The following is a 24474-nucleotide window of genomic DNA, read 5'->3' as shown; positions in this document are numbered from 1 at the left end:
TAAATTATTCGGCGGCCCGAATCCGCTTCTCCCCAGCGGGCTGAAGCTTAAGGACCGGCTCGATGGCTCCGATGGGTTCCTCGCGGTGGTTGGTCATTTGCGGCTTGTGATAGCCTTCAAGCTTGTCCCGCTCTTCCTCCGTAAGCACTCCAAGCTGGGTGAGAATTTCGACGGCTGCCGGATAAGCCGCCCGGGTTCCCCCGTCATCGATATCGAAGGCTATACCGATTCCTTGATCCAGTAAACCGATGCAGTAAGCCCCTTCCGCTCCTACCTTGCAGATCATTCTCCCTTGAGCGAGGCTAATCATGTCCGTGTCGAATTCCTTGGCCCCTCCGATCATAGAAGGGTAGCGGGTCATAGCCGAGATGATTCGCGGGATAACCGCCCGATATTCGTCCGTTTCCACGGAGGAAGGATCACTTAACCGGGCATAAGCCAATGCCAGCCGGGACAACGGCATTGCATAAGTAGGAAGCCCGCAACCATCCGTCCCGGCAATGAGATCCTCCGGGTCCATCCCGGAGAGCTCGGCCAGGATGCTGGCAATCCATTTCTGAAGTGGATGATCCGGATGGTAATAGGTGCCGAGGTCCCATCCTTTGTGTAGGCAGACCGCCAGCATGCCGGTATGCTTGCCCGAACAGTTGTTATGCAGGGGAGAAGGCTCTTTGCCTTCCCGGATCAGTCGGTTAGCTGTTTCTTTGTTGTAAGGGGGGTGGATCCCGCACTGGAGAGCCTCTGAGTCCAAATCCAGCTTTTTCAATATTTCCTTAATGGTTGCCGTGTGCATATCCTGTCCATCGTGGGAACCGCAGCAAATGGCGATTTCCTTATCCGTAAAGCCGAACCGCTCGGCGGCGCCGGATGCCAGAAGGGGAATGGCTTGAATCGGCTTGATGGTGGAACGGGAAAAATAAACATGCTCCGGATCACTGATGTGGTAAAGCAGGGTCCCCCGGCTGTCCATGACGGCTGCCGATCCTTTGTGAAGGCTTTCGCATTGATTGCCTCGTTTGACGATTGCCAAGCTTTCTCCCATTCCCAACGCCCCGCTTTCCGTATAATTGGCCATGCCTAAACAAACCTCTCCGCTGCCTACAGCAGGATGCATTTCCCCGTTCTATAAAAAGATCCGGGCCTTAACGGCCCGAACCTCTTATTCCCTATCCTTAATCGACCTTCTTGAGACGGCCCGGATTGCGGTTCATTTCCTTCAGAAAGTCCTCAAAGTTCCGGAACGAGTCATGAAGCATCAGGAGGATGTCACCCGGCATAGACATTTGCCAGGCTTGATGAAAGGCTTTCTTCTCGTCCAGCACCTGCTTGATTCGTTCCCCGGTCAAGCCGCCGCGGTGAGCCCCCTGGGTCAGCAGAGCCGCTGCCTCTTCGGGCGGACGGCCTCTTAAGTCATGGTCTTCCTTCACAATGAAATAATCCGATTCCCGTCCAATGACCGTCCCCATCTCCACAATCGCCTTATCCGGACGGTCTCCGGCAGCGGAGGCAACGGTGATCACCCTTTTCTTCTCCATCCCTTTGATGGTGGTGAACATGGCTTCTACTCCCGCTACATTATGGGCGTAATCCGCCACCAGAATCCGCCCGTCCTTCTCCAGGACATTGAACCTTCCCCGGTTCTGTTTAAGAGACGGGAAGAAGGTAATGACCTGGTTGCGGAGCTCGGCCAGCGTTTTGCCGAGCGCGTGGGCGGCCGCGAGTCCGGCCATAACATTGGCGATGTTATGAAGGGCCAGCCCCTTGATCGTCAGGGGAATGTGAGCGGCAGGCAGGAAGCGGACGGCCTCGCCGTTACGGGCGCAAACGATCCACCCCTCGTCCAGGTACCAGGCCTCTCCGCCTGATTTCACGGCCTCCCGCACAACGGCGTTATCCGCCCGGAGAGAGAAATAGACCACGCGGCCGTTCGTGTGCTCCGCCATTTGCAGGCAATGCTCATCATCGGCATTGAGAATGCAGGTTCCTTCCGGCAGGACCACCTCGGCAACAAGCTGCTTCAGCTTGCGCAGGTCATCCATCGTTTCGACGCCGTCCAGGCCGAGATGATCCTCGGATACGTTGGTAACGATCCCCACATCACAATAGCGGAAAGCGAGACCTTCCCGAAGCATGCCTCCGCGTGCCGTTTCCAGCACGGCCAGATCCACCTCGGGATGGGTCAAGATGCGGCGTGCGCTGCCCGGGCCGCTGCAATCCCCGGTATCCAGCACCTGATCGTCCACCCATACCCCGTCCGAATTCGTCAGCCCGATCCGGCGGCCCTCCTTCTTTAACAGATGAGCCACAAGACGGGAAGTAGTGGTTTTCCCATTCGTTCCCGTCACCGCGACAACCGGAATCGTTGCCTCCTCCCGGGAAGGGAACAGATAATCCATGATCGCTCCGCCCACATCCCGGCTCTTGCCTTCGGATGGATAATGATGCATGCGTATGCCCGGCGCTGCATTCACCTCGAGGATAACCGCTTTGTCCGGATTGAAAGGAACCGTCACATCGGGACTGATGATATCGATTCCCGCAATATCCAGCCCCACGGCACCGGCCGCTCGAATCGCCATGGAGCGATAATCGGCGTGCACGGTATCCGTGACATCGATCGCCTTGCCGCCTGTCGACAAGTTGGCATTGCCGAGAACCTCGATTTCTTCCCCTTTCCTTGGAACGGCTTCCAGGCTCAGCCCGTTTTTGGCCAGGTAACATTCCGTTCTCTCGTCAAGCGGGATTCGCGTCATCGGCTTCTCGTGGCATTCTCCCCGCAGGGGATTAAGGTTCTCCTCTTCAATCAGCTCACGAATCGTCTTCTTTCCATCCCCGGTGACCCGCGGAGGAATCCGGAGGCTCGCCGCGACCAACTCGCCTCCTACCACCACAAACCGGTAATCTTCCCCGGCGAAGTATCTCTCCACAATATAATCCCTGCCTTCCTCTCCTACCTGAGTGAAGGCCGAATGAAGCTGCTCCGGAGACTGGATATTCGTAACGACTCCTTGCCCCTGGCGCCCGTTCAGCGGCTTTATCACGAGAGGAAAACCAAGCGATTCGGCTGTACGCGGCAGCTCCCGGGAAGAACGGACCACCGTGCCCTCGGGAACCGGCAGTCCCGCGTCCTCGAGGAGCCGCTTCGTCATCTCTTTGTCGCAGGAGTTCTCGACCGCCAAATAGGAGGTTTGGCTGGAGACGGTCGCTTGGACATATTTTTGTCGGGAGCCGGTTCCGAGACGGAGGAAGCTGTCCTTGCCGACGCGCTCCACCGGAATTTTGCGTGCCTTCGCCGCTTCGAAAATGGCCTCTGTGCTCGGCCCAAGCTTGTTGGCGTAATAAAGCTCTGCTGTCTTGGTTACATAAGGAGCGGCGTCCAGGTCTTCCTTCCCCTCGAGGAGCCCCTCCACCAGCTCATAGGCCGCATGAAAGGCATGAAGACCGGATTCCTTCTCCTTGTAATCGAAGGTAACGAAATAAATCCCTTTCCGTTCACTCGTGACCGTCTTCCCCCGCTTAACCGGAATGCCGGCCAAGTGCTGGATCTCGAGAGCCATGTGCTCCAGGATATGACCCATCCAGGTCCCTTCCCGCAGCCTTTCCACCAAACCGCCCGGGTAGCCCAAGGAACAAGTATGCGTTTTCAGAGTAGGCATGATGTGAAGCAGGCGGTCGACAAATCCGGGCAGAAGATGAGAGGGCTTGTCCTCCAGCTCCTCCAAATCGAGCTCTACCCAAATCGTGGGACGAAAGCTGTACAGGTTAGGGCCAGTCCAGAACTTGATCCGATTGATTTTCATTCTTGTTCTCTCCCTTGTGTGATCATGAGTTCGCGTTTCTGCAGGTCAAAGCGGTATCCCCCTGCTAAGGAATGAAGCCGAACACCAGAAATGGTAATGTCCTTGTTCTCGTGCGGGATGGCGACATCCACATAGGTTAGCTTTTTGCCGTCGAAGATGGTCACCGTGTGTTCCCCAAGCACTTCAAAAAAGCTTCCTTCCTCCTGAACCCAAATGGCGGTGTTCTCGTCGACCCCTACCCCGATGATTTGGGGGTTATGGGCAATGGCGTTCATCAGCCGGGTAAACCGGGCTCGCTGGGAGAAATGCTGATCGATGATCACATCCTCCAGAAAGCCAAACCCCGCTCCCATCTCTACGATCAGCTGCCCGCCTCCGCCGGGGACGCTGGACGACATGATCATCTGTCGACTCATGACGGCCGCTCCGGCGCTAGTCCCTCCTATAACGAGACCTTTCCGCCAAACCTTCTGAAGAGCCGAATAGAAGGCCGTTCCTCCGAGAATGCTGGTCAGTCTAACCTGGTCTCCACCTGTGATGTAGAGACTGGCCAGCTGCTCCAGCTGCTCTTCTAAACGATCTTCCTCCGCCTCTTCTCTTGTTCCTATATGAAAACAGACCGTTCCTGGGGCTCCAATGTCCTCAAAGACCCGGCTGTATTCCTCTCCTGTTTCCTCGGGATAATTCGTGGCCGTCGTCAGAATGCCGATGGGGCCAGGTCTGGCGCGGCTAATCTCCACAAACTTCGCGAGAACCGGCATGGCCCCCGTTTTGTCCTCATTGCCTCCGACAATGAATAGATCTCCTCTGCTCATCGCTGTCGACCTCTTTCTCTCTGCTCTAGCCCCGGTGGGACGGGGTCAAGTCTGTAACTGATTTACCCAAAGCGAGAGAGTCAGAAACAAAGGGAAGCCTGGCAACAGGCGGGAAAGAAGGAAGGAAGGTTCCTAAAAAGGAAAAAACCGGGCGAAGGCCCGGCCGGCTGCATTCAGTGCGTATATGCCGCCACATTGTTCATGTCCACCGCTTCATGGAGAGCCGCATTCAAGCCGCTTGCGATGATGTTGGCGATATCCTCGATGAACTGATCGATTTCTTTCGGGGTTACCAACAGATCGTGCCCGACCGGATTCAACACTTCCTTGACAAGCTGCAGCCGGTCATTCTCCTCCAGCCCATCCAGCAGGCCGAAAATTTTGTCCGTCCGGTCCGTCTCCTGCTTGAAATGCTCGATCATCAGGTCGATGCAGTTGTTGACAATGGTTGAGGCATAAACGACGGTCGGCACCCCGATCGCGATAACGGGAACACCCAAAATTTCCTTCGTCAGTCCTTTGCGCTTATTGCCGATGCCCGAGCCGGGATGAATGCCCGTATCCGCCACCTGAATGGTTGTGTTGACGCGGTCTATTGAACGAGAAGCCAGCGCATCGATCGCTATGACCAGATCAGGCTTGGAGCGGTCGACGATTCCCTGCACGATCTCGCTGCTCTCGATACCGGTGGTCCCCAACACCCCGGGAGCTACCGCGCTGACCTGACGATAGCCCGGGCTGACGTGATCCGGCATCAACTGAAAGAAGTGCCTGGTGACCATGATGTTCTCCACCACGATCGGCCCCAGGGCGTCGGCCGTCACATTCCAGTTGCCGAGTCCGATGATCAGCACCTTGGCATCTTTTCCGATTCCGATCTTCTTCAGGAAGTCAGCGAATTTCTGAGCAAAGAGAGTCGCCACCTGATCCTGCAGGTCCGAATCCTTATTTCGCAGCCCAAGCACCTCGAAGGTGATGTAGTGACCCGGCAGCTTCCCGATCGACTGGGCGGCTTCCCGGTTCTGGACTTCCATGAACGTCACTTTGACCCCCCCGTCCTCCTGCGTTTCCGTCAAGACGCCGGGAACGGCCCCGCCCATTCGTTTGGCCGCGATTTCATTGGCTTCCAGAGCCAAATCCGTGCTTCCCGCATAGACGAGTCCCTCTTCTTTTTCCGTTTCCATCGGTGCTGCCCCCTTCCTCATTTAGTTGTATTGTGCTGGGAAAAGGGATCCCTTATACGCCCTATTTACGCTATTGCTTTTTCCTATATGCCATGATAGAATATGAAAAGTTGTCAACCATCGATTGGAATGGTTTTTTGAATTAGGAGGTGAACGCAATGCCTAACATCAAATCCGCTATTAAACGTGTGAAAACAAGCGAAAAGCGCCGTCTTCGCAATGCTTCCCAGAAGTCCGCACTCCGTACGGCTGTTAAGACTTTTGAGAACGCTGCTGATGGCAATAACGTGGATAACGCGAAAGCAGCTTTGGTTAACGCAACCAAAAAGCTGGATAAAGCCGTAACAAAAGGCTTGATCCATAAAAATACCGCTAACCGCAAAAAGTCCCGTTTGGCTAAGAGATTGAACGCTCTTTCCGCCCAAGCTTAATAACGCCCAAACAAAAGCCCATCCGCTTCTTCGAAGCCGATGGGCTTTTTTTGGTGCGCAAGGACAGCCGCTAGCCGCTCCTTCCCCCAGGAGCGGCTGAGCGCCCTTGGCCGCCGCCTGCCGGCTGACCGCCCCGCCGCTCTACGCAAGACCCCTTCCCGCAATGCCCGGCATTAGCGGCCGATCTCCAGCATGGCGAGCTCCAGGCCGAGCACCTTGTCGATGCCCCCGCTCTTGATCTGGAAATCCAGATCGGCCAGCTTCGACAGGATCTGGGCCAGGCGGGCGCTGCTGTAGCGGCGGCCCTGGTCGGCCGCGATCTTTACCGGAAACGGGTGAAGGCCGATCTGTCCCGCGATTTGCTGGTGCGAATAGCCTTGAGCGGACAACTCCTTGACCTGAAGAATAATCCGGAACTGCCTCGCCATCAGCATGACGATCTTGATCGGCTCCTCCTTCTGCTTAAGCAGCTCGTACAGGATGGCGAAGGCCCGCTCCATCCGCAGCTGTACGATATCCTCGATCAGCAGAAAGATGTTCTGTTCGGTGCTTCTCACGACCAGCTGGTCGACGAGCTCCGCCGTCACTACTCCGCCAGCTCCCGTATACAGAGACAGCTTCTCCATTTCCGCCGCCAGCACTTCCATTTGCCCCCCGCAGTAGAGGAGAAACGGCTCAAGCGCTCCGGGGGCGAACCGGAATTGAAGCTTCTCCGCCCTCCGCTCCACCCATTTGGCCAACTCCTCCGCCGAAAGAGCGGAGAACGAATGAAGCCACTTGTTCTCCTTCAGCTGCTTGACGATCTTCTTCCGTTCATCCAGCTTGTCCGCTTCCACGGTGAAAACCAGCACCGAATACTCCGCGGGTGATTTCAGATACGCCGCAAAGCGATCCACCTTGTGCTCGATCTTGCCGCTTTCTTTCGCTCCCGTCAGGAAAACGGCGTTGCTGGCAAGAATGACCTTACGGGGCACGAAGAAGGGTGCCGTTTCCGCATCCTCCAGAACCGCCTCCAGGGGAGTTTCCGCCAGGTCATAGCGGCTGACGCCGAACTCTCTCTGCTCCGGCTCAACCAGCTCGTTCAGCAGCTGCCCGATGTATTCATTCCTTAAATATTTCTCAGGCCCGAAACAAACGTTAACGGGATTTACTTTAACCATTGTGTGCCCACCTCGTCCCTTATCATACTAGACCCGGAGGAGCCTATCAATCCTTGTTCCTCCCCTACCCCTAAGGCAGGAGGGGACGATTCGGCCAGACCAAGCCGCCATCTGCGCCATAAGGAAGCCGAAGGGAGCCGGAAAGCAGCACAAAGGGGAACCGCCAGGATTCCATGCCCGGACGATCCCCCTTATATAAACACCCGGCGGAAAGCTCTAGAAACTTTCCTTCTGGGCGGACAGCCGTCGCCAGTACCGGTTTCTGCTATTACTATACGCCGCCCAACGGGCTTTGGTGCACGCCTTTTCTTACTTGCGGAATTCCTTTTTGAGCGAGAGATCCACCAGATATTGGATTTTGCTGCCATCCGGTTTAAGGATTTCGTACGTCAGCTGGGTGTCTCCTACCCAGTACAGCAGATGCACCTTGGCCCCTCCGCCCCACTGGGAGTCGGAGATGAACACGGTCTCCCCGTTGCTTCCCCGCACCACAACGGTTTGGTTCTCCACCGCGGCCTTATACTTATTCGACGGGGCGGCTAGCACCGTGTTCTCCTCTCCCGTGTTGGAAGCGGCCCCCGAACCGGCTTCACCGGTCTTCCCCCCCGAAGGAATCAGAGGACCTTGCGGGGTGAAGGATACGACGTTGTCGGGATTGGCTTTCCCCGGTTCCACCAGGGCTCCCGGCGAAGGGGACAAGCTAGTGGATGGCGAAGGGGACGCGGCTAAAGAAGGCCGCTCTCCTCCGCCGGCGAGTGCACTTCCATTCCCCTTGTTCTTGTCGCCAAGAACGACGCTGCCGCTCCCCTTGCCGGGAGTGGCCTTGGGTGCCGTAGAGGCCTGCAGCTTGCGGGTGGCGTCCGCTGTCAGGGTGGGAGAAGGCTCCGCCGTTAACCCCGCGGCAGGGGATGGGGTCGCTTGCGCAAGGGACTTGCTGGCTTCCTCCGATTTACCATCGGCTTTGGGTTCGTTCCCGGCCGAATATTGATCCATGGCTGAACCAGCCAAGGTCCGCTGCTGGCTAGCGGCCGGAGTCGACGCCTCCCCGCGATACCCGCCGGCCATGTTGGAGGCGGCCGTGCTGTTCTTATCGTTCCGTCCGATATTCCCTCCATTGAAGACCACCAAGCCGAGCACGGCCGCCGCCGCAGCCACTCCCGTCCCGATTTTCCAGGAAAATCCCTTCCCGATTCTGCGTCCCGCAGGCACCGGTATGACATCCGAGGAAGCGCTCTGCTCCCTCAAGCCGTCCGCTTCCGCAAGGCGAGGCAGAATGGAATCCACAATGCTGAACGGAGGGATGACGGCAGGCAGCTGCTCGAGCTCATCGGAAATACGCTGCAAACGCTCAAATACGGCCGCACATTCGGGGCATTGTCTAATGTGCTTAAGGAGGGTACGCTGTTCTGCGATCGTCAGATCTTGATCCAGATCCCGTTGCATCAGTTCCATCACCTCTTGGCAGCTCATCCCCGAACACCACCCTTCTGATAATCTTGAAGTAAGGATTGCAATTGCTGTCTCGCCCGGAACAAATACGATTTGACCGTGTTGATGGGCAGATCCAGTGATTCGGCAATCTCGTTGTAGGAGAAATCCTGCAGGTAACGCAGAACCACCACCGTCCGGTGATGGGGAGGAAGCTTATCTATGGCATCGTGAATGTCCTTCGCGACATAGGCGGCCAGTACCTCTTCTTCCACTAAGAGGCCGGTGGCAAACACCATTTCGTGCTCTTCGATCGAAACGGTTGGTTTGGTCTTGCGGAATTTATCAATGCAGATGTTCGTCACAATCCGCTGGACCCAAGTCTTGAACAATGCTTTCTCTTCATAAGAGTCAATCTTGCGGTATATGCGGATCAGGGCTTCCTGGGATGCGTCCAGCGCATCCTGCTCGTTGCCCAATATATAATAAGCCGTCCGGTAAACGTGAGACTCTATCTCTCGCAATAAAGCTATCAGAGCGTCGCGATCGCCCGATTGGGCAGCTTTGATTAATTCAAGCGCTACCACAGGGTTCCCCCTTCCTGCACACTTATAGACGGACCTATGTCTAATAATGTTGCACCATGGCGCCATGATAATAGAATTTGGCCGTTTTTTTATGTAAAATCACACACACTACCTGTTACTATATCAAAAATCTGGATGCCGGTATATACAGGCACTTCTAGTAATTTACATAACTTGCTCCAAAAGGGAGCCCCGTCCCCTTTACCGCTCCAGCTTGGTGACAATCTCCAGCGGGCCGCCCCGGTTCGCAATGGTCATCCGGATTTCGCCCTGCCGGTCGGTCCGGTAAACGGAGGCTCCCGTGGAGATAAGCCGTTCGACCACCTGGGGGGAGGGATGGCCATAAGTATTGGTCTTGCCGACCGAAATGACCGTCTGCGCCGGCTTCCAGAACTCCAGCCATTCCGGCGTGGAGGAGGTTTTGCTGCCATGGTGGGCTATTTTCAGAACATCGATAGGCTGCAGGCTCTCCGGCCGGATGCCGGCTGCGTCCAGCCTGGTTAAGAGCTCGGCTTCTCCATCCTTCTCCATGTCCCCGCTGAACAGAAACCGTTTTTGGTACATGTCCATCAGAAAAACAAGGGAGCTATCATTCTGGTGCTCCTCTTCCCTTATTTTCGTCTCCCCTTCGGAAAGCGGATATAGAAAAACAAGGCTGGTTTCGCCATCCGGGTCAAACCGCGTTCCTTCACCGGCGGCAAACAGCGGGATGCCACGATCCTGAGCGGTTTGCAGCAGCTTTCGCAGGGTCGCGTTGTTCTTCACGGTGCCATTAAAAAAGATCCGTTTCACCGGGATCTGTTCGAGAACGGCTTGAAGGCCGCCTATATGATCCTGATCGCCATGAGTAATGATCAATGCATCCAGCTTGTGAATTCCCCTCTTCTTAAGAAGAGGAACCAGCAGTTTGCGGCCCACTTCGTAAGGATCCTGCCGGTTCTTCCAATTCTCTCCCGCCTTGCGGAAGCTGACCGTACCTCCCCCGTCCACAAGCAGGTTGCGGTCCCCGGGCGTATGAATCCAGATCGCGTCCCCCTGGCCCACGTCGATAAAATTCACCGTAGCTTCCCTGTTCCATTTATCGGGAGAATACCCGTAAATCATAAGAAGCACGAAAAGAGCGGCCGACGCCGCCAAAATGCCCCGATGACCGTACCAGGGCATCTTCACGGCCAGATGAACCCCTTCTCCAGCAGGAGGAGTCAAGGCTTTGCGGCGTGCCGCTACGCCGAGCAGCATCAGTCCGCCCAGTCCGTAATAGGCGGCAACCCAAGCTTCGCTTGGCGAGGGCCAGATGAGATGAAAGGAAGCCCAGCCGTCCAGGCCTTCCACGATCCGGAAGGACAACCGGTTGATCCAAACCGTCGGCCAGGCCAGAAGCTGGCCGAGCCGCTCGGAAATCAGCCCGATCAGGAGCGCGGCTGAGCCCGCCGGGGTTACCACGAAGCTGATCAAGGGAACGAGCAGCAGATTGGCAAACCAGGAAATAAGCGAAAATTGATTGAAATAGTAAACCGATAGCGGAAACGAAGCGGCTTGGGCGACGAAAGTCACGGCCAGTGTTCCGGTTACCGTCGGACCGGCTGCCGGAAGAAGGCGCGAGAACGGGGCCACCCCGAGAATAAGGCCGATGGTCACAAGAAAGGACAGCTGAAAGCCTACATCGAGGAGGTAATAAGGCTTCCACAAGAGCATCAGCCAGCCGACCAGGCACACGAGATGGAGGCCGTCCTTGAGCCAGCCCTTACGTGCTGCGTACAAGGCTATCATGGCCATCCCTCCCGCCCGGATAACCGAAGGCGAAGCCCCGGTCAGCAGGATGTAGAAAGGGAGCAGCGACAGGACGATCAGGAGGCTTGTCTCCCGGGTCACCCGGGTCCTGGCGAGCATCCACAGCAGCACCGCGACGAATACGGCGACATGAAGCCCGGAGATGGCCAGGATGTGAGTAAGGCCGAGCTGGGAGAACTGCTGGAAGGACTCCGGATCCAGATCGGACCGGAGACCGACCAGCAGGCCCTTCATGTACCCCGCTTGCTCCGCAGGAAAGATAGCATCGAGCCGGGTGCCCAGATGATCCCGGAGCCGGTCGTTCCAGCTGAGCAGAACGGGCCAGGACAAGGGCTGGGCGGGGAGGCGATGGAGCTGCTCCGTTCCCTTGGCGGAAACCAGCCAGTGGATCCCCTGAAGCCTCAAGTAGCGGCGGTAATCGAAGCCGCCGAAATTTCTTGCCCCTTCCGGGGCTTTGATCGTGCCTTCCAGCTCGATTCGGTCTCCCCTCCGCAAAGCCAAAGCGGCGGCCTGCTCTTCCGGCTTCAGCAGCTTGACCGACACCTGAAACTTTTCCTTGCCGTCCAACCGGCTCTCTTTGGAGAAGGAAGCTCCGTCTTCCCCCTGTACCTCCTCCGCCAGAAGGAGAAAGGACGCTTTGTCCCCGTCTACCGTTACCGGGGAAACGAGCGTCCCGCGCATAACGGCGCTTCCTTCCTCCGCCGGCCCGGCCTCCCCAACGGGCAGCTCCAAGCGTGTGACATGGCGACCGTCACTCCATTGGTAGTAAGCGGCGGCCATAAGAAAAAGCAGGACAAAAAGCGCAGGCCTTCTCCCCGGCAGGGCCAGCAGGTGCAGCGCCGCCGTAAGCGCGGCTGCCCCCAGCACAGCCGGCAGGGGCAGGGTCAAGCCGGGCAGCCAAATGGCCGCCGTATAGCCGGCGGTCCAGACCCATGCTCCTGAAACTACCGTAGGTTTCATAAAGGTAACTCCTTCTCGGGTTTATCTCCTGCACGGACAGGAAGGAACCGTCTATCGGACAAAAACAAAGAACCTCTTACGCGTAAACGCATAAGAGGTTCTTCCTCATCCTACGATTAATTGATGATTTCCGTCAGTGTATTGGGCGGGGGCTCATAGGAGGGGATGGGCCGGAAAATAATGCCCCGCGTCTGCATCAAAAGCGATACCTTCTCGCTGTCCTTCGGATAGGGACGATGGTAGACAATCTCCTTGACCCCGCTGTTCGCGAGCATGTTGGCGCAGGTCCAGCAGGGCTGATCGGTTACATAGACCGAGGAGCCCTCCCGGTCGATCCGGTCGGTAAACAGCAGGAGGTTCTGCTCCGCATGAATGGTGCGGATGCATCGCTGTTTCTTAATGACGGACTCCTGGCCGTTCTCGATCCGGACCTCGTAATCCTCGGCCAGCATGCAGCCGGCCTCGTAGCAGTCCGGCACCCCCATGGGCGCCCCGTTATAAGCCGTCCCCAGCAGCTTCTTCCCCTGTACCAGCACGGCACCGACATGCCGGCGGAGGCACTGGGAACGAGTGGACGCCATATAGGCGATATCCATGAAATAAGTATCCCAGTCTTTGCGGCGGGACATATCAGTTCTGGCTCGCTTTGATGGCTTGATCAAGATCGAACAGAATGTCGTCGATTCCTTCCGTTCCGATGGACAAACGAATCATCCCCGGGGATACGCCGGCTGCCTTCTGCTCCTCTTCGTTAAGCTGCTGATGCGTCGTGCTGGCCGGGTGAATGATAAGAGACTTGGAGTCGCCCACGTTGGCCAAGTGCGAGAACAGCTTGACGGAATTAATTACCTTGCGGCCGGCTTCCAGTCCGCCTTTGATCCCGAAAGTTAGGATGGCTCCCTGTCCTTTCGGAAGATATTTAAGAGCCAGGTCATACGACGGATGGCTTTTGAGTCCGGCATAGCTGACCCATTCCACGCCCTCGTGGGCTTCGAGGAATTGAGCGACCTGCAGCGCGTTCGAGCTGTGGCGTTCCATCCGCAGATGAAGGGTTTCCAGTCCCTGAAGCAGCAGGAACGAGTTGAACGGGGAAATCGCCGCTCCCATATCGCGAAGGAGCTGAACGCGGGCTTTGATTATGTAAGCGATGGGTCCTACCGCATCCGTAAACACCACGCCGTGGTAGCTTGGGTCCGGCTGGGTCAGGCCGGGGAATTTGTCGTTCTGTTTCCAGTCGAAGGTCCCCCCGTCCACAATGACGCCGCCAATGGAGGTCCCGTGGCCGCCGATGAATTTCGTGGCGGAATGAACGACGATGTCGGCTCCATGCTCAATCGGGCGAAGCAGGTAGGGACTTGGGAACGTGTTGTCCACGATCAGGGGAACCCCGTTCTCATGGGCGATGGACGCCACAGCGGCAATATCCAGAACATCCCCCTTCGGATTGCCGATCGTTTCGGCATAGACGGCTTTCGTTTTTTCCGTAATGGCACGGCGGAAATTCTCCGGATCGCTTGGATCGACGAAAATAACCTTGATTCCAAGCTTAGGCAGCGTGGTGGAGAACAGGTTGTAGGTTCCGCCATACAGGCTGGCAGCCGATACGATTTCATCGCCGGCCCCAGCAATATTTAGAATCGAATAAGTAATAGCCGCTTGTCCGGAAGCCGTAGCGAGCGCAGCAGGGGCTCCTTCCAGGGCGGCGATTCTTTTCTCGAAAACATCCGTTGTCGGGTTCATTAATCGAGTGTAAATGTTGCCGAATTCCTTCAAGGCGAACAGGTTGGCGGCATGATCGGTATCGCGGAAGCCGTAGGAAGTCGTCTGGTAAAGCGGAACCGCCCGGGAGAAAGTAGCCGGATCAATTTCCTGCCCGGCATGCACGGCCAGGGTTTCGGGGGAAAGCTTGCGTTCTTCTGCCATAAGTTTATCGATAACCTCCTAGTTATTATTTCCTATTAATTCTCTCATATTTGTATGAAATTGAAAAGCAAACAGGATCACGAACGGTTGTCTTTTAAAGCCGCTCGTCTCCTCAAGGTCCTTCTACCGAAATCCGATCCTTGAACGATTCATAGGTTTTCGGACCGATGCCCTTTACCTTCGTAATGTCTTCGGGCTTCTTGAATCCTCCGCTTCCTTCCCGGTAAGCGATGATAGCCTTCGCTTTGCTTTCGCCGATTCCCGGCAGGTCCATGAGCTTCTGAAGCGAAGCCGTGTTCAGGTTGATCTTCCCGGCTCCGGCTTTGGTCCCTTCCTTGCCGGCGGAAGAAGGAGCCGTCACCGTGCCGGCGCCCGGCTCAGCAGCCCGGCCAGCCGGAGAAGGAGAGGAAGCCGCGGTCGGAGCCCCCTCCCCTTCTCCGGCCGCTTGCGCGGTCCCCTGCGTCCGTCCAGCCGGCACCTCCCCTTCGGATGGCCGCTTCGGTTGGGCAGCAGGAGCCGATGCGGGAGAAGGGGCCGGACTCGGGGAAACAGACGCCCCGTTCGCGCCGGCAGGACTTTTCCCTTCCCCTGCTCCCGGCTTGTCCGTCCCTTGGCTTCCCGGCTTCTGATCCAGCCACTCCTCAATCTGGCCGTTCACCGGTGCGAGGAGTGCCTGATCCGCCCGGTCAAAAGCATGGCGGACCCCCAGCCAGACTCCTGCTGCTGCTATCGGCAGCAGCAGCCAAACGAATACTTTTCCGTACTGACGCATAAACAATCCCATCGTTTCTCTGCTCCTTTCCTGAATCGGCCCAAAAAAGGGCCAAAAAAAACCGCCTCTGCCACGAATCCGTGGACAAAGGCGGTTCTTCCGCTCCAAGTATGCTGTTGCCCTTACTATACGCCAGGAGCCGTGAGAAATCAAGTTCCTTCCTCCCAGGCATGAAACCGCCCTAACCGTCATATAGTTAGAGGAGTTTTTTACCGGCAAGGACGGGAGCCTTTCTCTAGCGTCAGCAGAGAAAGTCCCGCTTTCCGTTCTTCTAATCCAGGCCATGGGAGGGAAAGTTAATGAAAACGGGCTTTATCGGCACCGGAAGCATGGGGTCTATCCTTATTGAAGCCTTCATCCAATCGGGAGCCCTTCAACCGGAAGAAATTACGGCCTCCAACCGCAACCCTTCTAAACCGGAAAAGCTGGCGGAGCGGTATCCCGGACTCCGGGCGGTCCTTACGAACCGGGAGGTCGCCGAAGCGTGCCGGCTTCTTTTTGTCTGTGTGAAGCCGTCCGAATTCAAGCGGGTGCTTCCCGAAATCGCCCCTTATCTCGACCCGAATCACCTCGTCGTCTCCATCACGAGCCCTGTCTTGATCCGGCACTTGGAAGACCAGCTGCCCTGCAAGGTGGCCAAAATCATTCCGAGCATCACCAACTACGTTCTGAGCGGGGCCGCCCTGTGCATCTACAGCGACCGCCTGCAGCCGGAGGATAAACTCCTGCTCGACCGTTTGGCCGGGTGTATCTCCCGCCCCATTGAGGTAGAGGAAAGTTTTACCCGGGTGACCTCGGATATCTCCAGCTGCGGCCCCGCTTTCATGGCGTTTCTTCTGCAAAGATTTGTCGACGCGGCGGTGGAAGAGACCGGCATTCCCCGGGAAGAAGCCACCCGCCTCGCCAGCGAGATGCTGCTTGGAACCGGCATGCTCCTGACCGCCGGCGGCTTTACTCCGGATGAGCTGCAGAAGCGCGTGGCCGTTCCCGGCGGCATTACAGCCGAAGGACTTCGTCTCATGGACCGCGAGGTGAAGGATCTCTTTAATCAGCTGATCCGGATCACCCACGCCAAGTACAGGGAAGATGTGGATAAGGTAGAAGCCGCCTTCCCGAATAAGAAAACCTGAAGCGGGACCGCCCGGAAGGACGGTCCCGCTATACTGCGCCCTTACGGGCGGTTCCTCTTCCTTAGCGGCCGAGGCTGGCTTTCGTTAGTTGGCCACGATGTTGACAAGCTTGCCTTTGACCGCGATGACTTTCCGGACGGTTTTGCCGGCAATGGCTTCCTTCACCTTCTCCAGACCTTGGGCAAGCTCCTGCATGGCGGCCTGCTCCAGATCGTTCGCGACCATAGCGCGGTCGACGATCTTGCCGTTCACCTGAACGACGATCTCGACTTCATTCTCCACCGTCCAGGCTTCCTCATAAGAAGGCCACTCGGCGTAGGTAATGCTCTCGGAATGGCCGAGAAGCGACCACAGCTCTTCCGCGAGATGCGGTGCGATCGGCGACAGCATCTGGACAAACTGCTCCAAGGCGGCCTTGGGCAGCTTCTCGGTTTTGTAAGCTTCGTTGACGAAAATCATCATTTGGCTGATGGCCGTGTTGAACCGGAGGGCTTCGTAATCCTCCGTTATTTTTTTGATCGTTTTGTGCCAGGTGCGTTTGAACGCATCGGTCGTCTCCGCGTCGTTCTCCGTCAGCTTGCCCGTCAGGGTGCCGTCCTCGTTTAGGAACAGCCTCCAGACCCGGTTCAGGAACCGGTAGCTTCCTTCCACCCCGCTGTCATTCCAAGGCTTCGTCGCCTCCAGCGGCCCCATGAACATTTCGTACAGGCGGAGCGTATCCGCGCCATATTGGTTCACGATGTCATCCGGGTTGATGACATTGCCCCGGGACTTGCTCATCTTCTCGTTGTTCTCCCCCAGGATCATTCCCTGGTTGACGAGCTTATGGAAAGGCTCCTTGGTCGCCACTACGCCCAGATCATACAGAACCTTGTGCCAGAAGCGGGCATAGAGCAGGTGAAGTACCGCATGCTCGGCCCCTCCGATATAGAGGTCGACCGGAAGCCATTTCTTCTGAAGCTCGGGCGAACAGATTTCCTGGTCGTTCCGCGGATCGATGAACCTCAAGTAATACCAGCAGCTTCCCGCCCACTGCGGCATGGTGTTCGTTTCCCGGCGGGCCTTAAGCCCGGTTTCCGGATCCACGGTATTCACCCATTCCTCGTCGTTGGCCAGTGGAGACTCTCCGGTTCCGGAGGGACGGATTTCGTCCATCTCCGGAAGCTGGAGCGGCAGCTGGTCCACCGGCACCGTCTTCATGCTGCCATCCTCAAGATGCAGAATCGGGATCGGCTCGCCCCAATAACGCTGACGGCTGAACAGCCAGTCGCGGAGCCGGTACGTAACCTTCCCTTTCCCTTTGCCCTCGGCTTCCAGCCATTCGATCATGGCGGCGATGGCCTTCTCGTTGGCCAATCCGTTCAGGAAGCCGGAGTTCACATGCTCGCCGTCCCCCGAATAGGCTTCCGTATCGAGATTGCCGCCCGCCACCACTTCCACGATCGGCAGGTGGAACGCTTTAGCGAATTCGTAGTCCCGCTGGTCGTGGCCGGGAACCGCCATAATGGCCCCGGTGCCGTAGCCGGCCAGCACGTAGTCCGCAATCCAGACCGGAACCTTCTCACCGTTGACTGGATTGACGGCATACGCCCCGGTGAAGACCCCTGTCTTTTCCTTGGCCAGATCCGTCCGTTCCAGGTCGCTCTTGCGGGCCGCCTTCTCCCGGTACTGTTCCACGCTTTCCTGCTGCTCCGGCGTGGTAATCCGGCCGACGAATTCATGCTCCGGCGCAATGACGCAGTAAGTCGCACCGAAAAGCGTATCCGGGCGGGTGGTGAAGACGGTGAGGTTGACGCCCTCATGTCCGTCGATCGCAAATTGAACCTCGGCGCCCTTGGACTTTCCGATCCAGTTGCGCTGCATGTCCTTGATGCTCTCGGACCAGTCGAGCTCCTCCAGATCCTCGAGAAGCCTTTCCGCGTACTCCGTAATCCTCAGAATCCATTGACGCATCGGCTTGCGTATGACGGGATGCCCGCCGCGTTCGCTCTTGCCGTCAATGACTTCCTCGTTCGCGAGCACGGTGCCGAGTGCCGGACACCAGTTGACGGGCACTTCATCGACATAAGCCAATCCTTTGTTATACAGCTGGATGAAGATCCACTGCGTCCATTTGTAATACTCCGGGTCCGTCGTGCTGATCTCCCGGTCCCAATCATAGGAGAAACCGAGGGACTTGATCTGACGCCGGAACGTATCGATGTTCTTCGCCGTGAAGTCTCTAGGGTCGTTCCCCGTGTCCAGCGCGTACTGCTCCGCGGGAAGACCGAAAGCGTCCCACCCCATCGGATGCAAAACGTTGTAGCCTCTCATCCGCTTAAAGCGGGAAACGATGTCCGTTGCCGTGTAACCTTCCGGATGGCCAACATGCAGCCCGGCTCCGGACGGATAAGGGAACATATCGAGTGCGTAGAACTTCGGTTTGTCCGAGTCCTCCAGCACCTTAAACGTTTTGTGTTCATCCCAATATTTTTGCCATTTCGGCTCCAGCTTCTGGGGATTGTACCCTGGATGGGCATTGCCTTCCTGTGTCATGGCTTATTCCTCCTTGTACTATTAACAGCGCAATAAAAAAACCTGCCGTCCCGGCCCTAAGGCCAGGGACGAGAGGTTTGAATTCCCGTGGTACCACCCTGGTTGACCCTTCCTCCCGAGGAGGGAAAGATCCACTCGTAAACCCTGTAACGCGGGCAGCGGTCCGGTTAGCACCATAAGGCATCCGGCCATCGGATGCAGCAGGCTTCACCATCCGGCTCCAAGGCGAGTTCATTCTCGGTCATCTGCCGGCTTCCACCTTCCCCCGGCTCTCTGTATAAGACGCACGCGAAAACTACTAGTCCTCTTCACAGCCATAAAGTATGTACCAAATTATATGAAACAAGGAGCGGCTCTGTCAAGTCACCGTTATCCCTTTCGGGCAACGAAGAACGCCCGCTCCGTCTCTTCATCCGCTTCCCGCCATTCAAAATCGCCGTAAAGCCGTACATCCCGGAAACCGGCCTCCCGGAGCTGATCCTTGACCCAAGGCAGCGGGTAAGCCCGCTGAACGTGATGCTCCTCGAACCGGAGAAACCGGTCCCCCCCCTCTTCCTTAACGAAGAAAGTCAGATCGTGTTCAATTTGGCACAGCTGTTCGTCAAACCCGCATGTCCAGATGTAGGCGATATCCTCCTCGTCCAGAAGAAAAGGCTGCGACCGGTAATACTCCCCCAATAGACGGGGAGTATGCATATCGAAAACAAAGAGTCCACCCAGAGCAAGCCCTTCATACGTCCGCCGGAAAGTTTCCGTCAAATCCGCTTCCTCGGTCAAGTAATTCAGCGAATCGCAAAGGGAAATGACTCCATCCACACGGTCCGGAAGCTCCCATTCCCGCATATCCTGCTGAAGAAAATGGACGCTTCCCTTCCCGGCTTTCCCAACAACCGCTTCTTCGCTTTTGTTCCTTGCCACCGCCAGCATGTGGTCGGACAAGTCGATGCCGGTTACCTCCAGGCCTTTCCGGGCCAGGGGAATGGCAATGCTCCCCGTCCCGCACCCCAAATCGACGACGGAGGACGGGCGCCCGAACCTTTCCCAGCATTGGTCCAGAAACGAAAGCCAGCGGGGATAAGGCATATCCTCCATCAGCCGGTCGTAGTAATAGGCGAATCGCCCGTAAGCCATACCCCACTCATCCTTACTCGTTATCTGAGGCTCCGGCTGGTGCTGCCGGCCCCGAATCCTTATCCGTCTGCAGGTACGTCCAGTTTTCCTTCTGCACGATAAGGCCCTCTTTCATGAGCTTGCCCATGGCCCGTTTAAAAGCCGATTTGCTTATCCCGAACCGCTGCATAATGATATCTGCCGGCGTTTGGTCCGAGAAGGGCATCGCCCCGTTCGGCCGTTCCTTCAGATAAGCGAGAAGCTTATCCGCATCCTCGACCCGGCCGACTTCCTTCAACGGCTTAAGGGAAAGATTGACGCGTCCGTCCTCCCGGACCTTCATGACCCGAACCTGTACCGTTTCCCCGACGCGAAGCATCCGGGTCCGCTCGGAAGCATGGATCATGCCGATTACCCCAAAGCCGAGGATCCCTCCTTCACATATCACGAAGGTGCCCATTTGAAGAGGCTTGTAGACGCGGGCTTCCACCCATTGGTTCAACCAGGAGGTCGGAGCATGGAAGGTGAGGGGAGCGAGCTCTTCCTCTCCTGCCAGCTTGGCCATCAGCCGGCCCTGCCGGTCGTGCGCCATCGTTACGTATACCTTGTCTCCTACCTGAGGACGAAGCTCCTTCAGCTCCGGCTGTTCCTTGAAGGGAAGGAGCAGCTGCCGGCCGAGCCCCATATCGAGAAAGGTCCCAAACCGGTGGTGGATATCGGCCACTTCCAGCAAGCCCACCTGACCGAGCTCCATCAGCGGCTTTTTCATGGTTGCGGCCAACCGGTCTTCGGTGTCGAAATACAGAAAGACCTCCACGTCCTCCCCCACCTGAACGGGCCCGGTCGTTTCCGTATAATGAAGAAGAACCTCACGAACGCCGTCCGTGACGAAATATCCGTACGGCTTTGTTTCTTTGGTCACCTTGAGGGTTACGGTCGTTCCCGCCTGAAGCGTCATACCTTCTCGACCACTTTGGCATCCGACCACAGACGCTCGATGTTGTAATATTCCCTGTCGTCCCGGTGGAACACGTGGGCCACTACATCACCCAGGTCGATCAGCACCCAGCGGGCGGTGTCCATTCCTTCCAGCCCTCTTACCCGGAAGCCGTGCTGCTCGGCCTTTTTCTTGATTTCCGTCGCGATAGCCTGTACCTGGGTCTCCGAATTCCCGTGACAAATCACGAAATAATCCGAAACGAGCGAGATACCCTCCAGGTTCAAGGCAACCACGTTCATCGCTTTCTTATCGTCCGCCGCGTCCAGTACAAGCGTAAGCAGATCTTGGTTGGTCATCTTTTCTTCCCCTCCCGTTCCCTGACCTCATCGATAAGCGAATTACGCGCCATGAGCGTCATGGGAAAGACTTTTTCTCCTTTGGATAACAAATAATGAATGGTGGAGTCAAATCCGGCTATGAGTGCTTTTTCCATGCTGGTCTCGGCCAGCCGGCGGAGGTTCGCCACTTCCGGGTAATCCCGGTTAGGCTCAATATAATCGGCCAGGCATATGATTTTATCAAGCTGGGACATGCCGACACGACCTGACGTATGATAACGGATCGCATCCAGCACCTCTTCATCGTCGATCCCGAATTCCTCCGCTACGACGAATGCCCCCACAGGTGCATGCCATAGCGGTTTTTCGTAGGAAAGCAGCTCCTCCGGCAGGCGGTTGTCGACAATAACTTGGCGCTGCTTCTCCACCGGCCAGTATTTGCAGTAATCATGCAGCAGCGCAGCTAGATCGGCCTTCTCCGGATCCCCCCCGAACCGGTGGGCCAGCTCAACCGCCGATTCCATTACGCCCAGCGTATGCTGCCAGCGCTTAGCGGGCATCTGCTTCCGTACCGCCTCCATCATCTGTTCACGCTTCATATAAACCGTTCCCCTCGATATAATCCCTAACCGGTTCCGTTACGACGTAACGAATGGATTGTCCTCCCGCTCTTCGGGCCCGGATGTCCGTTGAGGAAATCTCCATTAACGGCATCGGCACCAGCAGGACCGAGCGCCGGATTTCATCCGGAAGCTCCTCCAGCTTGATCACGTAACCCGGCCGCTCCAGACCGATAAAAGTGACCTGCCGCGCCAGCTCCCCGATCCGGTACCACTTCGGCAAGTACATAACCATATCCCCGCCTATGATGTAAAAGAATTGATGATCGGGATAAGTCTTCCGAAGCTCGGTTATGGTATCGATCGTATAAGAGGTTCCTCCCCGCCGGAGCTCAAAATCCACTGCCTGGAACGCCGCGTGGGACTTCGTTGCCCTAACGACCATCTCCCACCGGGCTTCCGCATCGGCCTTAGGGGCATGAGCTTTATGAGGGGGAACGTGAGCCGGCATAAACCATACCTCGTCCAGTCCCGCTTGCTCCCTTGCCCGTTCGGCCGCGAGAAGATGCCCCAGGTGGATGGGGTCGAAGGTCCCTCCCATGATCCCAACCTTCATCCCTATCCCTCCGTTATGGAAGCTCGATCGTTTTATGATCCTTCGATTCCTTATACAGAATAACGATTTTGCCGATGAGCTGAACCAGCTCGGCTCCCGCACCCTCGGCCAATTCACGGGCCACTTCGTCCCGGTCGTCCGGAACGGTATTCAGGATCGTGACCTTAATCAGCTCCCGCACCTCCAGCGCTTCCTGGATATGCCGGATGAGATGGTCGTTCACCCCGCCTTTGCCTACCTGGAAGATGGGATTCAGATGGTGCGCCTGGGAGCGCAAGTATCTTTTTTGTTTACCGGTTAACATAGTTTTACCCTCAATTCTGCATGTTAAAATCGTTAATGTTTTCAATTGCTGCTAAAAGACTGCTCCACGGCCTCGCGCATAGCCGCCGCCGGGGCCGGAAGCCCGGTCCAATATTCGAAGGCATACGCCCCCTGGTAGATGAACATCCCCAAGCCGCCGTGAACCTGGGCTCCCCTCGCTTTGGCTTCCCTAAGGAGCCGTGTTTCCCTTGGATTGTAGACGATGTCGCTTACAATCATACCGGGGCGGAGCAGGGAGGAGTCCAGCGGGGTTTCCTCCACGTTCGGGTGCATCCCCATCTGCGTCGTATTGATGACCAGGTCGGCGGCTTCCACTGCATCCTTGGCTTGGTCGAGTCCTATGCCTTCGGTCGACGTGTAAGCCCCCATCGCCCGGGCAAGCTCCACCGCCCTTCCCGGCGTCCGGTTGGCCAGCGTGACCTTGGCCGCCCCTTCCTTGGCAAGCGCATAAACGAGTCCGCGCGCCGCGCCGCCGGCTCCCAGCAGAACGACTTTGGCGCCGGCCAGCTTCACGCCGGTTTCCTCTTTAAGGGAACGCACGTACCCGATCCCGTCCGTATTGTAGCCGGTCAGAACGCCATGGTCGTTCACGATGGTGTTTACCGCCCCTATAGCCTTCGCCCCATCGTCGAGGTGATCCAGGTAATCCATGACTTCCACCTTATGAGGGATCGTCACGTTCACCCCGCGGAAGCCGAGCGCCCGGATTCCGGCCACGGCATCCTTCAGAGTCCCCGGGCGAATATGAAAGGCGGCGTACGCCGCGTTCAAGTCCGCCTCGGCAAAGGCGCGGTTCAGCATGAGCGGGGATTTCGAATGGGCGATCGGATCTCCGAACACCCCGTACATCACTGTTTGTGTATCCAACATGCGGGAACTCTCCGTTCCTCTCATGCGGTTTCCCTCCCCCGTTAAATTAAGGAATCCCGTACGGCCACCTTCACCCCGCGCGGGGCATGCACCTCGAGCTCCGCTCCCTCTTCGCTGTTGAGCTTAATCCAGCCCAATCCGGAGATGAGAACATCCACCATGCGGCCTTTGCGCACATGGATCGGATGCTTCGTAAATGAAGGAAGCTTATCCAGATCTTGCTCAGCTGGCGGCTGAAGCAGCTTCCCCTTGTGCTCTACATAGAGCTCGTCCGCCTTCTCCAGCTTGGTGCGGTGAATGTTGATGCTGTTCGAGACATAGCACGTAAACGACTGCCGCGGCCCCTTCACAAAATCAAACCGGGCCAAGCTGCCGAAGTACAGCGTCTGGCGTTCGTTCAGCTGATAGATCATCGGGTTCACCGGCTTCCCCGGTAACAAGGCGTTAAGGTCGCGCCGCTCAACGAGCTCGGTCAGCCTGTGCTTGTATACGATCCCCGGGGTATCGATAATGTCACTTCCGTCATCAATCGGGATATGCACCAGATTCAAAGTCGTACCCGGGTATTGGGAAACCGTCAGCTCCGCCTCCAAGTCGCTGTAATCCCGGATCAGGCGGTTGATGAGGGTGGACTTCCCTACATTCGTGGCTCCGACCACATACACGTTTCGGCCGTCCCGATGCTGATCCAGCTTCTCCAGCAAGCGTTCGAAGCCGATATTCTTCTTGGCGCTTACGAGAACAATGTCCGCTACCTTCAAGCCGTTTTCCTTCGCCTGCTTCTGCACCCAATTCAATAATTTGTTAAGGTTGGTCACCTTCGGAAGAAGATCAATTTTGTTTACCACCAGGAGCACGGGATTCGTCCCGATAAAGCGCTGAAGTCCACTGATGAGAGTCCCTTCAAAATCGAAAAGATCCACAATATGCAGCACCAGGCTCCGGGTATGGCCGATCTCTCCCAAGATCTTCAGGAAGTCATCCTGCTGAAGGGCGATGCTAGACATCTCGTTGTAATGCTTAATCCGGTAGCAGCGTTGGCAGACGACCGGTGTCTTCTCAAGGGCCTGAGGGGGAATATAGCCCAACCGGGATGGTTCTTCCGTCTGCAATTCCACCCCGCAGCCCTCGCAATGCTTATGATCGATATCGCGGCTCATGAATATCCTCCTGCTTGTCGTATGGGAGCTAAGCGGTATA

General features: G+C 56.8%; 22 protein-coding genes and 1 other annotated feature. Of the genes, 2 read left to right on the top strand and 20 right to left on the bottom strand.

Going from position 1 to position 24474, the window contains the following annotated elements; all coding sequences use genetic code 11:
* Positions 1–4: 4 nt before the first annotated feature.
* The 4 genes from MJA45_RS10510 to gpr form a co-directional block, all read right to left on the bottom strand.
* Complete coding sequence (locus MJA45_RS10510; RefSeq protein WP_315607208.1) at positions 5–1075, bottom strand: asparaginase; 1071 nt, start codon at positions 1073–1075, stop codon at positions 5–7.
* A gap of 97 nt (positions 1076–1172) precedes the next feature.
* On the bottom strand, positions 1173–3800 hold the full coding sequence (gene cphA, locus MJA45_RS10505) for a cyanophycin synthetase (protein ID WP_315607207.1): 2628 nt from the start codon (positions 3798–3800) through the stop codon (positions 1173–1175).
* Positions 3797–4615, bottom strand: coding sequence for a cyanophycinase (locus MJA45_RS10500; protein ID WP_315607206.1), 819 nt, complete (start codon positions 4613–4615; stop codon positions 3797–3799). The genes cphA and MJA45_RS10500 overlap by 4 nt, the downstream gene beginning before the upstream one ends.
* A gap of 173 nt (positions 4616–4788) precedes the next feature.
* A complete protein-coding gene (gene gpr, locus MJA45_RS10495) occupies positions 4789–5799 on the bottom strand; it encodes a GPR endopeptidase (protein WP_315607205.1) in 1011 nt (336 codons plus the stop codon).
* Positions 5800–5957: 158 nt separating this feature from the next.
* Between gpr and rpsT the strand changes: the two genes are divergently transcribed.
* Entirely contained in the window at positions 5958–6230 is a 273-nt protein-coding gene (gene rpsT / locus MJA45_RS10490) for a 30S ribosomal protein S20 (RefSeq protein ID WP_315607204.1), read from the top strand.
* A 173-nt stretch (positions 6231–6403) separates the two neighbouring features.
* On the opposite strand, the gene holA is transcribed toward rpsT, so the two are convergent.
* The 7 genes from holA to MJA45_RS10455 all read right to left on the bottom strand — a co-directional run bounded on the left by holA (position 6404) and on the right by MJA45_RS10455 (position 14863).
* Positions 6404–7390, bottom strand: a complete 987-nt coding sequence (gene holA, locus MJA45_RS10485) for a DNA polymerase III subunit delta (protein WP_315607203.1) — start codon at positions 7388–7390, stop codon at positions 6404–6406.
* Positions 7391–7699: 309 nt separating this feature from the next.
* Positions 7700–8860: an anti-sigma factor family protein gene (locus tag MJA45_RS10480; RefSeq protein WP_315607202.1), complete on the bottom strand. Its 1161-nt coding sequence runs from the start codon at positions 8858–8860 to the stop codon at positions 7700–7702.
* Positions 8857–9405 (bottom strand): RNA polymerase sigma factor, encoded by a 549-nt coding sequence (locus tag MJA45_RS10475; protein WP_315607201.1) that lies wholly within the window; start codon positions 9403–9405, stop codon positions 8857–8859. Before MJA45_RS10475 ends, MJA45_RS10480 begins: the two co-directional genes overlap by 4 nt.
* Positions 9406–9606: 201 nt before the next feature.
* Positions 9607–12156: a DNA internalization-related competence protein ComEC/Rec2 gene (locus MJA45_RS10470; RefSeq protein WP_315607200.1), complete on the bottom strand. Its 2550-nt coding sequence runs from the start codon at positions 12154–12156 to the stop codon at positions 9607–9609.
* Between the two features lie 116 nt (positions 12157–12272).
* On the bottom strand, positions 12273–12785 hold the full coding sequence (locus MJA45_RS10465) for a deoxycytidylate deaminase (protein WP_315607199.1): 513 nt from the start codon (positions 12783–12785) through the stop codon (positions 12273–12275).
* Between the two features lies 1 nt (position 12786).
* Complete coding sequence (locus MJA45_RS10460; protein WP_315607198.1) at positions 12787–14079, bottom strand: homocysteine synthase; 1293 nt, start codon at positions 14077–14079, stop codon at positions 12787–12789.
* A 112-nt stretch (positions 14080–14191) separates the two neighbouring features.
* Positions 14192–14863, bottom strand: coding sequence for a ComEA family DNA-binding protein (locus MJA45_RS10455; RefSeq protein WP_315607197.1), 672 nt, complete (start codon positions 14861–14863; stop codon positions 14192–14194).
* A 287-nt stretch (positions 14864–15150) separates the two neighbouring features.
* On the opposite strand from MJA45_RS10455, the gene comER reads away from it, so the two are divergent.
* Positions 15151–15981, top strand: a complete 831-nt coding sequence (gene comER, locus MJA45_RS10450) for a late competence protein ComER (protein ID WP_315607196.1) — start codon at positions 15151–15153, stop codon at positions 15979–15981.
* 84 nt (positions 15982–16065) lie between these two features.
* Here the strand turns inward: comER and leuS are convergent, their stop codons facing one another.
* From leuS to yqeH, 9 genes are all read right to left on the bottom strand, one after another.
* The gene (gene leuS / locus MJA45_RS10445) at positions 16066–18516 is read right to left on the bottom strand and encodes a leucine--tRNA ligase (RefSeq protein WP_315607195.1); all 2451 of its coding nucleotides are present in this window, start codon (positions 18514–18516) and stop codon (positions 16066–16068) included.
* Between the two features lie 61 nt (positions 18517–18577).
* Positions 18578–18837, bottom strand: a binding site (T-box leader).
* Positions 18838–18885: 48 nt separating this feature from the next.
* Positions 18886–19647, bottom strand: coding sequence for a class I SAM-dependent DNA methyltransferase (locus tag MJA45_RS10440; protein WP_315607194.1), 762 nt, complete (start codon positions 19645–19647; stop codon positions 18886–18888).
* 13 nt (positions 19648–19660) lie between these two features.
* A complete protein-coding gene (locus tag MJA45_RS10435) occupies positions 19661–20584 on the bottom strand; it encodes a CvfB family protein (RefSeq protein WP_315607193.1) in 924 nt (307 codons plus the stop codon).
* Complete coding sequence (gene rsfS / locus MJA45_RS10430) at positions 20581–20922, bottom strand: ribosome silencing factor (RefSeq protein ID WP_315607192.1); 342 nt, start codon at positions 20920–20922, stop codon at positions 20581–20583. The genes MJA45_RS10435 and rsfS overlap by 4 nt, the downstream gene beginning before the upstream one ends.
* On the bottom strand, positions 20919–21503 hold the full coding sequence (yqeK, locus tag MJA45_RS10425; RefSeq protein WP_315607191.1) for a bis(5'-nucleosyl)-tetraphosphatase (symmetrical) YqeK: 585 nt from the start codon (positions 21501–21503) through the stop codon (positions 20919–20921). The genes rsfS and yqeK overlap by 4 nt, the downstream gene beginning before the upstream one ends.
* Positions 21493–22080, bottom strand: a complete 588-nt coding sequence (locus tag MJA45_RS10420; RefSeq protein ID WP_315607190.1) for a nicotinate-nucleotide adenylyltransferase — start codon at positions 22078–22080, stop codon at positions 21493–21495. Before MJA45_RS10420 ends, yqeK begins: the two co-directional genes overlap by 11 nt.
* Positions 22081–22093: 13 nt before the next feature.
* Positions 22094–22384, bottom strand: a complete 291-nt coding sequence (gene yhbY / locus MJA45_RS10415) for a ribosome assembly RNA-binding protein YhbY (RefSeq protein WP_315607189.1) — start codon at positions 22382–22384, stop codon at positions 22094–22096.
* Positions 22385–22425: 41 nt separating this feature from the next.
* Positions 22426–23274 (bottom strand): shikimate dehydrogenase, encoded by an 849-nt coding sequence (locus tag MJA45_RS10410; RefSeq protein ID WP_315607188.1) that lies wholly within the window; start codon positions 23272–23274, stop codon positions 22426–22428.
* 41 nt (positions 23275–23315) lie between these two features.
* On the bottom strand, positions 23316–24434 hold the full coding sequence (gene yqeH, locus MJA45_RS10405; RefSeq protein WP_315607187.1) for a ribosome biogenesis GTPase YqeH: 1119 nt from the start codon (positions 24432–24434) through the stop codon (positions 23316–23318).
* Positions 24435–24474: the final 40 nt, after the last annotated feature.

Source organism: Paenibacillus aurantius (assembly GCF_032268605.1).
GTDB lineage: Bacteria > Bacillota > Bacilli > Paenibacillales > NBRC-103111 > Paenibacillus_AO > Paenibacillus_AO aurantius.
This window is presented reverse-complemented; position numbering and strand designations above follow the sequence as displayed.

Coding starts and splice junctions, on each gene's coding strand:
- MJA45_RS10460 (WP_315607198.1), bottom strand. CDS start 14,079: ATGGCAGAAGAACGCAAGCTTTCCCCCGAAACCCTGGCCGTGCATGCC.
- yqeH (WP_315607187.1), bottom strand. CDS start 24,434: ATGAGCCGCGATATCGATCATAAGCATTGCGAGGGCTGCGGGGTGGAA.
- rpsT (WP_315607204.1), top strand. CDS start 5,958: ATGCCTAACATCAAATCCGCTATTAAACGTGTGAAAACAAGCGAAAAG.
- MJA45_RS10470 (WP_315607200.1), bottom strand. CDS start 12,156: ATGAAACCTACGGTAGTTTCAGGAGCATGGGTCTGGACCGCCGGCTAT.
- MJA45_RS10465 (WP_315607199.1), bottom strand. CDS start 12,785: ATGTCCCGCCGCAAAGACTGGGATACTTATTTCATGGATATCGCCTAT.
- leuS (WP_315607195.1), bottom strand. CDS start 18,516: ATGACACAGGAAGGCAATGCCCATCCAGGGTACAATCCCCAGAAGCTG.
- MJA45_RS10500 (WP_315607206.1), bottom strand. CDS start 4,615: ATGAGCAGAGGAGATCTATTCATTGTCGGAGGCAATGAGGACAAAACG.
- MJA45_RS10435 (WP_315607193.1), bottom strand. CDS start 20,584: ATGACGCTTCAGGCGGGAACGACCGTAACCCTCAAGGTGACCAAAGAA.
- yhbY (WP_315607189.1), bottom strand. CDS start 22,384: ATGTTAACCGGTAAACAAAAAAGATACTTGCGCTCCCAGGCGCACCAT.
- gpr (WP_315607205.1), bottom strand. CDS start 5,799: ATGGAAACGGAAAAAGAAGAGGGACTCGTCTATGCGGGAAGCACGGAT.
- comER (WP_315607196.1), top strand. CDS start 15,151: ATGAAAACGGGCTTTATCGGCACCGGAAGCATGGGGTCTATCCTTATT.
- cphA (WP_315607207.1), bottom strand. CDS start 3,800: ATGAAAATCAATCGGATCAAGTTCTGGACTGGCCCTAACCTGTACAGC.
- MJA45_RS10455 (WP_315607197.1), bottom strand. CDS start 14,863: ATGGGATTGTTTATGCGTCAGTACGGAAAAGTATTCGTTTGGCTGCTG.
- MJA45_RS10510 (WP_315607208.1), bottom strand. CDS start 1,075: ATGGCCAATTATACGGAAAGCGGGGCGTTGGGAATGGGAGAAAGCTTG.
- MJA45_RS10410 (WP_315607188.1), bottom strand. CDS start 23,274: ATGTTGGATACACAAACAGTGATGTACGGGGTGTTCGGAGATCCGATC.
- MJA45_RS10420 (WP_315607190.1), bottom strand. CDS start 22,080: ATGAAGGTTGGGATCATGGGAGGGACCTTCGACCCCATCCACCTGGGG.
- yqeK (WP_315607191.1), bottom strand. CDS start 21,503: ATGAAGCGTGAACAGATGATGGAGGCGGTACGGAAGCAGATGCCCGCT.
- rsfS (WP_315607192.1), bottom strand. CDS start 20,922: ATGACCAACCAAGATCTGCTTACGCTTGTACTGGACGCGGCGGACGAT.
- MJA45_RS10440 (WP_315607194.1), bottom strand. CDS start 19,647: ATGGCTTACGGGCGATTCGCCTATTACTACGACCGGCTGATGGAGGAT.
- holA (WP_315607203.1), bottom strand. CDS start 7,390: ATGGTTAAAGTAAATCCCGTTAACGTTTGTTTCGGGCCTGAGAAATAT.
- MJA45_RS10480 (WP_315607202.1), bottom strand. CDS start 8,860: ATGAGCTGCCAAGAGGTGATGGAACTGATGCAACGGGATCTGGATCAA.